Below are 13,261 nucleotides of genomic sequence, written 5' to 3'. Positions count from 1 at the left end.
CATTTATAAGCCTGTTTTGTATTCGCCCCAAACACAATCAAGATTCGATAAATATCACATTATTGGGACTTTATAATTTCACCAGGAAAAAGCAATCAATTAAATCGATAATTTTTGTTTGCAACACCAAAGGAATGTTTTATATTTGCACCCGCAAAACATTGATTTTGCAACCAGCAATGCCCAGGTGGCGGAATTGGTAGACGCGCTGGTCTCAAACACCAGTGATAGCAATATCGTGCCGGTTCGATCCCGGCCCTGGGTACAAAATCAAAACTAAGCTCCCTGATTTTCAGGGGGCTTTTTTATTTCAGGTGCCAAATCGGGGGCAAATAATTCCAGAATTCTCCTCTTTTTACTTATTTTGACTTCACTTTTTAATTTTAATCTATTTCCTAAAAAAGGAGTTTATGAAAAAGTCAAAATACCACCAGTTTTTACAAAGATTCAATGCCCGACTGAGAAAAGAGTACAATTTAAGCAAAGATGAATTTGAATTGTCGGAAATCTTAAATAACACATTTCAGGACTATTTATACTCAAAAAGAGCAGAAATCATATTCTTTCTATACACCCCTTTAGTTTTGGGAATTCTCCTCCTTTTAATATTCTTAGACATTAAGGAGGCACAAAATGCAGTCATTTTAGTTTCATTAATTATATTTCTATCATTTTCCTTATTGTCATTTTACAAATTAACACATGTCCCATACTTCAATAGGCTTCGATCCCGGATTGAACTAATAAATAGATACAATGAACCAGCTTTATATTTTGATGTTGAGGATATATGCAATAAAATCGAAAGCAATAACCCATTTGAAGAAATAAAAACCAAAACCGCAGCCCAGGTTTATTTTGAAATGAAAAAAAGTCAAACTCCCGAAAGCAACTATACCAACCCGGAAAAACTGTATCTATTATATCTTTTTCTAATTGAAGAACTAAAAATAAAGACCAATGATTTAGAGTTTCGATATATCGTGGGTGGATTACTCGGTATCCAACCCTCCTCCTTGCAAGGAACGCAGCTTACGCTACTAAATGAGCTTTCATTATTCATAGATGATGGCAAAGGCCTTACTAAGGAAAAAGAAAGAAAAATCAGGAGAATTTTAAAGCTGCTAGAAGAAAAAAGAAACAACTGCACTTTATTTCGTGATTTAAAAGAGAAATATTACAACCCACACTAAATTCATAATATGAAAGGGTAATTTCATATTATGAATTGGCATACTTCTCAGTTTCCATGTTACTTAATTTGCATTGTACCAAACAATACAAATTTATCGACATGGAAAATTTCGTTTTACTACAACCAGAGGCGTTTTTACAAAAACATCGTCAACTACTTAAAGAAGAGATTCAAGAAGCACTTAAAGGTGTAAACTCCTCAAACAATCAAGAAGATGTACTACAAACAAAGGATGTCTGCAAACTTCTCAACAAATCACGGCAAACCATAGAAAACTGGTGTGAGGCCGGCATACTTAATAAGAGATACCTGGGCGAAAGTGTCTTTTTTCTCCGATCCGAGATTCTTGCCGCCATGCGAGAATATAAGAGCGAGAAGAAAAAGATTTAACAGGTAGTATTTAAGTATAAGCAAGCAATGTATTTCGTAGCATTTTGATGCCCGAATACGCTTGAAAAAATGGCTCAGTATGGTTCGCCCGAGGAAAAATTATGAAGAGTTGAAACTCTTTCAGGTTAATATTCGATTAACAGAATCTGAACACCAACTGGCAAAGGATCTTGCAGACTTGGCAGGATCAACCGTCACCAATTGGTTTCGTGCCTGTGCATTTTCAAAGAAACGTCCGGCAGCAAAACAGAAATTAATCAATAGAAAGTTGTTTATTGACCTAAGCAGAATTGGCAATAACATAAATCAACTAGCACATCATGCCAATTCTGGAAACCCGATACTCGCATCTGAATTACCACTTTTGAAAGAATTAAAAGAAGCTATTTCCCAAATTCAGCAAAAACTCCTGGAATTATGATCGGAAAAATTTCCAAAGGTCAATCATTTTCAGGCGTCCTTCGGTATTTGGAAAATAAGGTTAGCCAGGGAGTTGGCACCCGGATAGGTTCAAACATGTACGGAAAATCAGAAAAACAACTATCCAACGAGTTTGAGATTGTTGCTTCGCAACGTCCGAATCTTGGAAAACCGGTTTTTCATGCATCCCTTAACCTGGCTCCGGGAGAGAAACTATCGGATAAACAGTTTATGGGAATGGCTCATAAATACATGAATGAAATGGGGTTTTCTGAAAACCAGTTTCTCGTTTACCGACATTTCGATCGGGAGCATGACCATATTCACATTGTGGCCAACCGGGTAAACATGGCAGGAAAAACAGTAACTGACAAAAATGACTTTCGAAAAACCGAAGCTATTCTAAGGTCATTCGAGCAGGAATATGGTTTGAAAAAGGTCGAGAACAGTCACGAATCAAAAGCGAAACAGCTTTCGAAAGGGCAAGTTGAGTATTACAGAAGAACGGGAGACGTTCCGGCAAAAACCCAAATAGCTGCGATCATTGACGATTCATTACAAAAACAACCATCTCTGCCCAAGTTCATTGATGACCTACAGAAAAACGGAGTTAACGTGGTTTTTCATGGCAACACACAGAAAACCTTCGGAATAAGCTAAGAACTTGAAGGCTCTTCATTCAAAGGAAGTAACATAGGCCGAGGCTACACCTGGTCAAAAATCCAAAAACAATTAAACTATGAGCATGAAAGAGAACTTAACCCTCTCCGCCCAACGGGTAGTAGAGGAACGAAAGAAAATGTTAGAGGAGCAAATCAATCGACTTCAGGAAACAAATATCTCCGGAATACAGGAGTTGAGAGAACAGATTACACCGGTAACAAAATCACTGCGGGAACTTCTGGTTCAGGCCAAGGAGGAGGAACTAAAACTGGCCACAATCCTAATACAATGGAAAGAAGTACTCAGGACATCCGAAGAAATCCTGAAACAACAGAAACGAGCGGGACGACAAATAACATTAAAAATATTTTTACTGGCAGTCCTGATGGGAATAGCAACCAGTCTGGCAATATGGGCAGCAACTCTGACAATAGGGTAAAGAAATGGAGAAAACGACGAAATAAGAAAGACCCCAAACTATAAAAAGAAAGGCAAGCACAAATGCTCACCCATCTTTAAACGCAAATCAAAGTTATGGAAAATTTAATTAATTGTGAAAAACTTATTGTGGAAGAAACGAATAACCCACAATTGGACAACGATCAGATTGAAAACTCAAATTTTAGCCAGGATGTTTTAAACGGAAAGGATGAAATGCCCTTTCCCGAAGAGTCCCTACCGGAGACTTTACGGTCTTACTGTCAGCTTGTAGCCGATAGTTATTGCGTACCGATAGAATTTCCCGCTGTGGCAGGTCTATTCGCTTGTGCAGTGGCAAATGGAAGTTCAAATCGACTGCTAAATGGCCCTTATAAAAATCTGACAATTTTTTGGAATTTAATTCTTGCTGATACTGGAAAACAAAAAACGCCACCTCAAAAAGAAATGCTAAAGCCCATCTTCAAAAGAGATAAAGAAAGTCAGAGGATATATAAGGAGAAACTAAAGGAATACCAATCACTGAATAAGAAGGAGATGAATCAAAGCTCAATTCCCGAGAAAAAACAATTCCTGTTATCTGATGTCACCCTGGAAGCTTCAAATTGGCAACACAAGTTTAACGCAGGTCAGGGCATTGGCATATACTCAGATGAAATAACCAGATACCTGGGTAGCTTAGGGAAATATAATAAGGCTGCTGATGCAGAAATAGCCACCCGGTTAGAACGTTACTCTAATGTGCAAATAGTTGTGAATCGGGTTGGCAACGGTGATAGAGATTCAAGTTTCACCATTTATGACAGTCCGGAAAACCTACTCGGAGGCCATCAACCCTCACGACTGAATCGCATTGTGTCGAAAGACACTATTTTAAGCGGTGACTTTGCCAGATACAACTTCTTTCTCCCAATTGATTATAGGAAAGGAGGGATAGTAAAGGAAATTCCTGAATCAGCACTAAATGAATATGACACTCTGATTAATCAGATATTTAAGCACTCTCCTGAGACATTGTATGAGAAAGATTTCAAAAGAGAGGTTTATCAATACAGGATGTCAAATGAAGCTCAAATCCTTTATGATGGTTTTAAAATAGAATGTGACCGGATTCACAATGAGTCCCCCATAGGTCACTACTTAAGAGGAATTGAAGGAAAAACCCTTGAAAAGGCAAGTAGATTGGCCCTTCTATTCCAAGTAATTGATGATGCCTTTTCTTTTGCTCCAGCCCCTAATATTAGTGAGATAAACATGCATCGAGCCATAGAGCTTACGAAGTATCATTTTTTCTGTTCTGTCAAAGTTGCAAAGTCAATTTTAAATAAAGAAAAAACTCCGCTTTTGCCAAAAGGAGAACTAATTCGTCAGTTTTTTCAGTGGAACCCAGACATCAATAAGAAACAGTTCTCGGAAGTTACCGGATTTGACCGATCATACATCCAAAAGAATAGCAGAAAGTAAAAACCACACTCCACACAACCCACAACCCATTGAATTACATAAACTTAATATGTGGCTTCAGTGTTGTTTCTCCCTTATGCCTTTTATTAAATATTCAAAACAAACTAAACCACACCCAAACCACACCTAAAAAAACTATCCATCAATATATTATACCAAGTGTGGAGTGTGGTTTATTGTTATTCATGTACAGAAGGCTGAATTACTAAGAAAAGCGGAAAAGAATTTTTTTATCTTTTTCCTAAAAAAGAAAATGAGAAAAGAAGAAAAAGATTAAAAGAGAAAATTCTTTTTTTCTTCTTCCTTTTACCTTCATAACAAAGAGGATATCCCGGCCAAAATTCTTATTTTTGAGGTTCCTGTTTAATCATTTTTGTCTTTATGAAGGTTCAATATTGCTCAGATTTACATCTCGAATTTCCCCAGAACACTCAATATTTTCAGGATAATCCAATTGAACCAATTGGGGACATTTTAATTCTGGCAGGAGATATCACTTATTGGGGAAAGAAACATTTCAAACACTGGTTTTTTGATTATGTCTCTGAAAACTTCAACGCCGTTTATAACATTCCGGGGAACCATGAGTTCTATACCGGAAAAGAAGTTCAGATTTTAGACAAGCCAGTATTTGAATCTCTGAGGGAGAATGTTTTTCTGGTTAACAACAAAGTTGTTAACATAGATGGCATTGCTTTATTTTTTACCGCATTCTGGTCACATATTCCAGATAATGAATCATTAATTGTTGAACGACGCATCAACGATTTCTATAAAATAAGGCATAAGGGAAAGAAATTAAGAAGTGGTGATTTTAACAGACTACATGAAGAGAGCCTGGACTTTTTGAGTCGTGAACTTCATAACTCTACTGCAGACAAAAAAATTGTTGTCACGCATCATATTCCAACAGATTTATGTAATCCGGAACAATTCAAAAATTCAATGATTAATCCTGCTTTCGTCTCTGAGCATCGTGATTTTATTTCAGATAACCATATTGATTATTGGATTTACGGTCATCATCATGTAAATATGCCGGAAGTAGAAATAAACGGGACAAAGCTTTTGACTAACCAGTTAGGGTATGTGCATTTAGGAGAACATCATTCTTATCGAAGAAATGCTGTTATTGAAATTAAATAAACCCAGAAACGAGGATATTGGTGGAATGCGATGCAATAACCGAATACTTACATCTATTTAATGAAAAAAATGCTCTCCCTTATCGCTTGCACAAAAAAAGACAGGCCTGCCGACATTCCGACAGACCTATCTAACCTTAACCCTAACCCAGGCACTAAAATATACCAGATGTTTGATTTGTGCAAATATGATTTTGTAAACTCTCATCAATCGTTAAAGCAGACAAAAAAATAACGAACTCGGATAATCAATATTCATTTCTTTCAACGAGAAGTTTTTGATAATTTCACGTTTGATCACTTAACACTTCATGCCATGACTTTGAAGGAACTCTATACCAATACTACTTGGCCATCAGTTAGGGAAGAACTTTTTTCATTATACCCGGATCAAAAGAAACATGAATCCGGTTATCAAAAACTTTATGAACAGATGCCATTTATTGAGCCACAGAAAAGCACTTCTGAAATTTTATTTACTTTCATTGAGGAAAAGGATCCAGAATACGACTCTTATATCCACCTATCAGGGATTGACACCAATTCAGATTCCAAAGGATCACATAGTCTGGAGCTCACCTCTTGGGAAGAGTGGATGGGAATGAACATCAATGAAGCAACACTAAAAGATTTTCCCCCTTCAGAGATCTTGGCCCATTGTCTGATTGAAATGACATTGACCGGATTTGATCCAGAGACCAGAAAGAGGACGGAAGACGATATGGTTAAGCGAAGCATGGAAATTAGTAAAGGCAGTTGACCTAAAAATCTTTAAGAAAACCAGAATAGACCATGGTAAGTTACTTAGGTTTTAATTGACTTCAAAAGGTGAGTGAGTTAAGCGGGGTATAATTCAATACACGTGATGATGAAGTAAGGTTTAATAATTATAGGAAAAGTTACTTTCCTGTAATTTATTCTTGCCTCATGAAAATAAAACAAGAATCCAAGAAATTGAAAATCCCAAATTATCAGATTTTATCAGGTTGATTAAATACAATAATAAAACTTTTACTAAATTTGACATTGTATGACACCATTTACCCTAAATAATATATCTAATGCGTGCTTTATTCTTCAAGTTATTTAATGCTGGAACAGAAAATGATGTTGAAAAGGTAATAAATAAACATCCAGAAATTTTTAATCAAAGTGCCAATTGGAAGCCACTGGGAGGCAGTGAAACAACCTATGGTGTTATTGAAAACCAACAAGCTAGTCCAATTGCTGCTCTTATCGAAAAAGTCACAAATTCAATTGATGCAACTCTGACAAAAAGATGTTTGGAAGAAGGAATTGACCCAGAATCCAAAGAGGCCCCGAGATCAATGTCAGAAGCTATTGAAAGGTTTTATCCAAAACACAAAGATTGGGATTTAAAAAATATTAGGAGAAAGCAATCTGAAGAAATACAGATAATTGCTGATGGTACTCCTAGGAATACTTCAGTTATTATTTATGATAATGGAGAGGGCCAACATCCTGAAAAATTCGAAGACACCTTTCTCTCTTTACTAAAAGGAAATAAAAATAGAATTCATTTTGTCCAAGGAAAATACAATATGGGCGGAAGTGGTGGCATTGTATTTTGTGGTAAAAAAAGCTACCAACTAATTGCATCTAAACGCTACGATAATACTGGCGAATTTGGATTTACCCTTATTAGAGAACATCCATTTTCAAAAGAAGAACAACAAGATAAAAAAAATACATGGTATGAATTCCTGGTAATTGAAGGAAAAATTCCCTCCTTTGACATTTCTGAAGAAGATTTTAAATTATATGGGAGGAACTTTAAAACCGGATCTATAATTAAACTATACTCTTATCAATTTCCTGCTGGTTACTCAGGTTTTGCTCAAGATTTAAATCAGAGCATTAATGAGTATTTATTTCAGCCTGCACTCCCTATTTTAACTGTAGACACAAAAGAACGATATCCCAATAACAAAGTTTTAGAGCTTGATCTTTTCGGTTTAAAGAGAAGATTGGAAGCCGACCAAGAAGAATACATTGAGGACTATTGGTCAAATGAATACAATGAGGATAAGATTGGAAAAACAACCGTAACATGTTATGTTTTTAAAACGCGGATTAAAGACCTTGATGTAAAAAAAACAAAAGAAAATATCCAGAGAAGGTATTTTAAAAATAATATGTCGGTTTTGTTTTCTATGAATGGACAGGTTCATGGCAACCTAACTACTGAATTCATTACAAGAAGTTTAAAAATGAATCTCCTAAAAAACCACCTTTTAATACATGTGGATTGTACTCAAATGAATTATGATTTTAGGAAAGAACTCTTCATGGCTTCTCGTGATAGGTTAAAGCAAGGAGATGAAACATCAGAACTTAGAAAGTTTCTAACCAAAAAATTAATTCAAAAAGATAGTCGGCTAGTTGAAATAGAAAAAGAACGGAAAAATGCTTTTTCAACGGATAGCAGTGATGCCAAAGACCTATTAAAAAACTTCACTAAATCACTGCCTATGAACAGTGATCTAATGAAGCTTCTTGACCAAACATTTAAATTGGAACAAAAAAAGGAAAATCCAAAATCAAAACCTAATAAACAAACAAAGCATCACAAGGAGACAGAACCCTTTAAGGCTGAACGTTTCCCTTCATTTTTTAAACTAAAAGCAAAGAATGACGGTGAAAAGGAGGTTGCAAGTATTCCATTAGGAGGTGAGAAAACCATCTCCTTTGAAACCGATGTAGAAAATCACTATTTCGACCGAGTTGAAGAACCAGGAGAAATGAAAATTGCTCTACTAAATTACAAGAAGGAAAACGATACATCAGGTGGTGATAGAGCCGGGATTGGAGAGATCGAAGACGTTTTCAATGTAGAGAAACGCAGCCCGAAAGATGGAAATATAAAAATCGGCTTAAACCCATTAAAAAGCGCACCACTTGAAGTTGGAGATATGTGCCAAATAAAAGTAACATTAAACGGTGCGGGAACGGAGTTTGATCAATTATTTTGGGTGAAAATTGCGGAGAAAGAACAACCAAAAGAAAAGGCCCCAGAGGAAAAAATATCAGAGGAAAACCTTGGGTTGCCTGAATTCCAATTGGTTTATAAAGAACCGAAAGAAGGTATAAGCACATGGGAAGACGTTGAAGGCATGGGTGAGGAAATTGATTATCACACTGTAATGATTCCTATTGCTTCTGGCGACACATTAGAGAAAGTTATAATCAACATGGACTCTAATGTTCTGAAGAACTACAAGTCAAAGAATAAAAACATCACTCAAGAACAGCTAACGGTAGCTGACAATAAATTTATTTCTTCAGTATATTTTCACACGCTATTCTTATTCACCATAACAAAAAAACAGAAATATTCTCTGATAAGGCTTGATGAAAACAATATAGAACAAGGTGTTGATATTGCTGATTATCTTAAGGATGTTTTTAAATCATATTATTCGGAATTCATCCTTAACTTTGGGGGAATGGAAGAGTTAATGCAAGGACTAAGTGACTAGAAATTAAAACAATGATATCAACAGCATTTGAATTAGGAGAGGAGATAAAGCTTAAGACTGTAGATTTTCCTCTTAATCAAAAATTATGGGAAAGATTTGATTTGCCAATTGATCTCAATTTCAGTCATTGGAAAACGATTAAATATCTAAATGATGATGGAACTGAGTTTAGTGATGATATTGATTTGCTTCCAAATAATTGTGGTGGAGTTTATTTATTTTCTGTTAGGTGTCCGGTTATTCCAGGAATAACAGAATTCCCTTTCTATATTGGAAGAGCTCAACACACAAATAATCAGAACTTAAGGAAGAGATGTAGGGAGTATTTTCTACGGTATAAAAAAGGCGTGGAACGGCCAAAAATTACAAAGATGTTCAACTATTGGAAGAATGAACTATATTTAAGCTTCTACGAACTTAACGAGAATAACGACACCATTGATTTAGAAAAAAAATTAATTAATTCGTTATTGCTTCCTATGAACGAAGAAATACCAGATAAAGAAGAGAAACAAGCAGTTAGAGCATTTTGATTATGAATATACCAGCAATTAGAGGTCAAATGGGAGATTGGACCTATTACACGACAATACTAACATTTGAGCAAGTAGACAAGTTTGTATCAAAAATCGATGATCAGATTCATAATTCTGAAAGTTTAAAAGATTTGATACAAAGAAGCATTACAAATAATTACATAAGTATTAAGGATTATATCATCAATCAAAAAGAGATGTTTTTCAACTCATTAGTTTTAGCTGTATATGATGATTATCCAAACTGGAAACAAATTGAATATTCTTTCAGCGATGATTCTTTTTATCAAATGGGGCTATTAGAATTCCCAAGTAGTCATAAAATATTTCCTGTTGATGGTCAGCATAGAGTAGAAGGAATAAAGGAAGCCTTAAAGGCAGATCCTTCTTTGAAATATCAGCAGATAACAGCCATATTCATTGGACATAAAAATGATAGTGAGGGAAAACAAAGAACTAGAAGGTTATTTACAACATTAAATCGGTATGCAAAACCAGTAAAGCTTGATGACATTATTGCATTGGACGAGGATGATATTGTTGCAATTTTGACTAGAAAATTTCTTGAAGAATATGATCTATTCACAGGGAAAAGAGTCGTCTATGCCAAACAAAAGGCGATCCCCACGAATAATAAAAACGCGATTACATCAATAATTACTCTTTACTATGCAAATTATGAACTTTTTAAAGCCTATAGGACAGAAATGTATGGAAAGAAGCCTTCCAATAAAAACATTACTGAATTATTGAAATTTAGACCCAATGATGGAGAAATCAATAACTTTGAAGGATATTTGTTAACATTTTGGGATGCTTTTAAAAATAACTTAACTGCCATAAATAGATATCTACGAGAAACTAACAATTTTTCTGAAGAATTTAGGAATCGTAATGGAGGGAATTTGCTCTTTAGGCCTATTGGGTTATTGCCATTTGTCAAAGCTTGCATCCAAATTAAACAAACAACAAATTGTGATTTTGAGCAAATATTGGGTAATATGGATAATTTATGTTTCGATATTGCCCAAAAACCGTGGCGTTTTGTGGTTTGGGATCCAGTTGCAAACAAAATGATAATGAATTCATCTACAATAACTCAACTACTAATAATATACTTATATGATGAAAAAATTCTAAATGAAAACGAATTAACAAAGCTTAAACAAGGATATGCCTCAAAAATATCATATGAGGATGAAATTGAAAATGTATTAGACGGAATTAAATAAAACAATTAGCGCACATTTCATCACCATCATCCAAAATATCAATAAGCTTATTCGATTTTGGTTGGGTAAGCTTATTTTTTATTTTTTGTATATGGTCTCGCTTTATTTGATTCATTCGCTTTGGCTTTATAATGTCATCTAAGCTTTCGTTATCCATCCAGGTATATCCATCCTTTTCATATTCTTTTGCAAGTTGAAAAAGTTTTGGATGTCTTTCATATAGCCATATCCACTCTATTTTCCTTTGGTAAAAACAAAAATAGCAACCAGATCTTGAACGATGAAAAGTACCTTTTTCCCCATCAACTTCAAATTCTACTTCTTCATAATATCCTGGCAAGTTGATTCCATTATCCTCAAACAATTTAAAAACCCCCTTTAAATCAACTGAATCTTCATTATTTAATAGCGAGTAGTTGTTCAATTGGGCTATGGGGTAATCTGTTCCCTTAAGAAACTCGAACACTACTTTATTAAAAGTGGCAATTCCCAAATCAAGAAGATCCTTAAGTTTTTGAGAAAAAAGATATTTAGGTGATTGTTTCTGTCTAATAACTTCGGCATATCTGTCTTTTTTATCTTTCTCTCCAACCTTGAAGTATAGATCTTCTAATTTGCCTAATGTTGAATTATGGAGCACTTTGTGCAATATCTCCATACTCCACATATGTTTCCGAAAAGGAAAGATGGTTTGAATATTAGATTTTGTGGACACATAACCCTCTCTATCTTCATCGCCTCTTATTGCAACATAACTAATAGATAAGTCATTACCTAACCATCTTTCGAACGGTTCTAATTTGAGTTTTTTTGTACACCATCTGGCCATAGAAGATGGCAAATAACCATTGTATAAATCAAGGTAATGGTCGAAGGGATCTTTATGACTATTGCTAGCATGCAGTTTGTGTATAGTTTTTCCGAGAAAACTCTCCAATTCATGGATAAGGGCGTACACTTCATCAAGTTCCTTTCCTGTGTCAGAGAAGTAATACTCCATGTCTATTTCAGGATAGTTTAACTTCATATAGATTGCTAATGCAGTACTATCCTTCCCCCCTGAAATTCCCATAACATGCCTAACCTTTTTACTCATTCTCAATTTCCTCCTGTAATAGTTTTATCAATAGGGCAATATTTGTTTGCCTATCTCTTTTATCAAGCAAATTCCTAATAGAACCCATCTTACTGACGATTTGTTTATTTTTTGACTTGGGCATTCTTATTAGATGTTTTTGAACTCCTCTGACAAAGGATGTTACTTCAAACTTTAAAACTTCTTCTTTGTTGGAATCAATGTCTTTCGTGCTAATATCTGTAATATTATCCAATTCATACAAATATTCCTTCAATAAAGAATCAAAGGCTTCTACATCGTCATCCGTGAATTTGTCTGGGGTTTTGTTCAGAATTGCTGTAGCAATTGAGATAAGCCAAGATTGTCTGTCATCCAAAGGAGTATTTATTCGCTGTAATAAAACCTTTAATTTTGGCTTCAACTGTTCCTTCTTAACCTTATTGAATCGTTTTTGAAGCAATACTTTGTTCTCTGGAAATGATAATTGGCCCCCATCGATAGTCTGATTAATTGTTCCTTCAATTCTATTAATTAATTCTGAATAAGCTGCACTTAATTCACGCGTAGTCTCTTTAAGCCTTAAAGTGAATTCTTCCATATTAGAATCCTGCTCTAAACCATTTAAGGAGAATCCCAATGCTCTTGGAATTTCATCAAAAAATGCCTTAACAGGGTCTTCTGTATTTTCCAGAACAACTCTTAACCGTTGAGAATTTTTGCTAACATGTTTGGTTTGTCTGCTGTATGGAACTAATCTCTTGTAAAATGTGAGAAAAGGTTTAATTGTTTCTATGAAGGTATCCGTATCGGGGTTAATACTCTCTACTTGATTTAAAAAATATCGATACTTGTTAAACAATTTTGTTTCTGTTTCATTTAAGTGAAAAGTGCTTACATAATACTTTTGAGGTTGCTTCATTGCCACCTCCAGCGTGTCAACCGAAAGGTTAGGAACAAATTTATCATCTTCATAAAAAGCAAAATACTTTTGTTTTGCAATCAAGAATAATGGTACCCAAAACTCTATAAAACCCCTCTTTAGTTTAAAAGGTTTTTGCCTAAGTAAATCAATAAAATCACGAAGTTTCCTTGGAGCAATAGAGCATTCTTCTAAAAAAGTCTCAGACACACTCCATAACTGAGCAAAAGATTCCTTCTCTGGTTTTTTAAACCTGGCAATTTTACCATTAAAATCATGAA

The 13,261-nt window shown here is 34.9% G+C and carries 13 protein-coding genes and 1 tRNA gene; 12 read left to right on the top strand and 2 right to left on the bottom strand.

Going from position 1 to position 13,261, the window contains the following annotated elements; all coding sequences use genetic code 11:
* The first annotated feature begins 181 nt into the window (after positions 1-181).
* The 12 genes from QZZ43_RS17635 to QZZ43_RS17580 all read left to right on the top strand — a co-directional run bounded on the left by QZZ43_RS17635 (position 182) and on the right by QZZ43_RS17580 (position 10,983).
* Positions 182-265 (top strand) — tRNA-Leu (locus QZZ43_RS17635).
* A gap of 145 nt (positions 266-410) precedes the next feature.
* Positions 411-1,193, top strand: coding sequence for a hypothetical protein (locus QZZ43_RS17630; RefSeq protein WP_291862042.1), 783 nt, complete (start codon positions 411-413; stop codon positions 1,191-1,193).
* A gap of 101 nt (positions 1,194-1,294) precedes the next feature.
* Entirely contained in the window at positions 1,295-1,585 is a 291-nt protein-coding gene (locus QZZ43_RS17625; RefSeq protein ID WP_291862041.1) for a helix-turn-helix domain-containing protein, read from the top strand.
* Between the two features lie 109 nt (positions 1,586-1,694).
* Positions 1,695-2,006: a MobC family plasmid mobilization relaxosome protein gene (locus QZZ43_RS17620; RefSeq protein ID WP_291862040.1), complete on the top strand. Its 312-nt coding sequence runs from the start codon at positions 1,695-1,697 to the stop codon at positions 2,004-2,006.
* Complete coding sequence (locus QZZ43_RS17615; protein ID WP_291862039.1) at positions 2,003-2,665, top strand: relaxase/mobilization nuclease domain-containing protein; 663 nt, start codon at positions 2,003-2,005, stop codon at positions 2,663-2,665. Before QZZ43_RS17620 ends, QZZ43_RS17615 begins: the two co-directional genes overlap by 4 nt.
* Positions 2,666-2,744: 79 nt before the next feature.
* On the top strand, positions 2,745-3,107 hold the full coding sequence (locus tag QZZ43_RS17610) for a hypothetical protein (RefSeq protein ID WP_291862038.1): 363 nt from the start codon (positions 2,745-2,747) through the stop codon (positions 3,105-3,107).
* 95 nt (positions 3,108-3,202) lie between these two features.
* Entirely contained in the window at positions 3,203-4,570 is a 1,368-nt protein-coding gene (locus QZZ43_RS17605; RefSeq protein ID WP_291862037.1) for a DUF3987 domain-containing protein, read from the top strand.
* Positions 4,571-4,951: 381 nt separating this feature from the next.
* Positions 4,952-5,716: a metallophosphoesterase gene (locus QZZ43_RS17600; RefSeq protein ID WP_291862036.1), complete on the top strand. Its 765-nt coding sequence runs from the start codon at positions 4,952-4,954 to the stop codon at positions 5,714-5,716.
* 315 nt (positions 5,717-6,031) lie between these two features.
* Complete coding sequence (locus QZZ43_RS17595) at positions 6,032-6,475, top strand: DUF6557 family protein (RefSeq protein ID WP_291862035.1); 444 nt, start codon at positions 6,032-6,034, stop codon at positions 6,473-6,475.
* 301 nt (positions 6,476-6,776) lie between these two features.
* Positions 6,777-9,215 (top strand): hypothetical protein, encoded by a 2,439-nt coding sequence (locus QZZ43_RS17590; RefSeq protein ID WP_291862034.1) that lies wholly within the window; start codon positions 6,777-6,779, stop codon positions 9,213-9,215.
* An 11-nt stretch (positions 9,216-9,226) separates the two neighbouring features.
* Positions 9,227-9,748, top strand: coding sequence for a hypothetical protein (locus tag QZZ43_RS17585; RefSeq protein WP_291862033.1), 522 nt, complete (start codon positions 9,227-9,229; stop codon positions 9,746-9,748).
* A gap of 2 nt (positions 9,749-9,750) precedes the next feature.
* Positions 9,751-10,983, top strand: coding sequence for a DNA sulfur modification protein DndB (locus QZZ43_RS17580; protein WP_291862032.1), 1,233 nt, complete (start codon positions 9,751-9,753; stop codon positions 10,981-10,983).
* On the opposite strand, the gene QZZ43_RS17575 is transcribed toward QZZ43_RS17580, so the two are convergent.
* Together QZZ43_RS17575 and QZZ43_RS17570 are read right to left on the bottom strand one after the other, a co-directional pair.
* Positions 10,976-12,079 (bottom strand): phosphoadenosine phosphosulfate reductase family protein, encoded by a 1,104-nt coding sequence (locus QZZ43_RS17575; RefSeq protein ID WP_291862054.1) that lies wholly within the window; start codon positions 12,077-12,079, stop codon positions 10,976-10,978. The two genes, QZZ43_RS17580 and QZZ43_RS17575, sit on opposite strands and share 8 nt — an antisense overlap.
* Positions 12,072-13,261: hypothetical protein (locus QZZ43_RS17570; RefSeq protein ID WP_291862031.1), on the bottom strand; the 1,190-nt coding region annotated here is incomplete at its 5' end. The genes QZZ43_RS17570 and QZZ43_RS17575, both read right to left, overlap by 8 nt.

This window comes from Marinilabilia sp. (assembly GCF_016278715.1).
In the GTDB taxonomy this organism is placed as follows: Bacteria; Bacteroidota; Bacteroidia; order Bacteroidales; family Marinilabiliaceae; genus Marinilabilia.
The sequence above is the reverse complement of the archived record's forward strand: the minus strand, read 5'-3'. Positions and strand labels throughout refer to the sequence as shown.

Excerpts from the sequence above, each read along its gene's own strand:
- QZZ43_RS17630 (WP_291862042.1), top strand. The coding sequence starts at position 411 with ATGAAAAAGTCAAAATACCACCAGTTTTTACAAAGATTCAATGCCCGA.
- QZZ43_RS17625 (WP_291862041.1), top strand. The coding sequence starts at position 1,295 with ATGGAAAATTTCGTTTTACTACAACCAGAGGCGTTTTTACAAAAACAT.
- QZZ43_RS17615 (WP_291862039.1), top strand. The coding sequence starts at position 2,003 with ATGATCGGAAAAATTTCCAAAGGTCAATCATTTTCAGGCGTCCTTCGG.
- QZZ43_RS17610 (WP_291862038.1), top strand. The coding sequence starts at position 2,745 with ATGAGCATGAAAGAGAACTTAACCCTCTCCGCCCAACGGGTAGTAGAG.
- QZZ43_RS17605 (WP_291862037.1), top strand. The coding sequence starts at position 3,203 with ATGGAAAATTTAATTAATTGTGAAAAACTTATTGTGGAAGAAACGAAT.
- QZZ43_RS17600 (WP_291862036.1), top strand. The coding sequence starts at position 4,952 with ATGAAGGTTCAATATTGCTCAGATTTACATCTCGAATTTCCCCAGAAC.
- QZZ43_RS17595 (WP_291862035.1), top strand. The coding sequence starts at position 6,032 with ATGACTTTGAAGGAACTCTATACCAATACTACTTGGCCATCAGTTAGG.
- QZZ43_RS17590 (WP_291862034.1), top strand. The coding sequence starts at position 6,777 with ATGCGTGCTTTATTCTTCAAGTTATTTAATGCTGGAACAGAAAATGAT.
- QZZ43_RS17585 (WP_291862033.1), top strand. The coding sequence starts at position 9,227 with ATGATATCAACAGCATTTGAATTAGGAGAGGAGATAAAGCTTAAGACT.
- QZZ43_RS17580 (WP_291862032.1), top strand. The coding sequence starts at position 9,751 with ATGAATATACCAGCAATTAGAGGTCAAATGGGAGATTGGACCTATTAC.
- QZZ43_RS17575 (WP_291862054.1), bottom strand. The coding sequence starts at position 12,079 with ATGAGTAAAAAGGTTAGGCATGTTATGGGAATTTCAGGGGGGAAGGAT.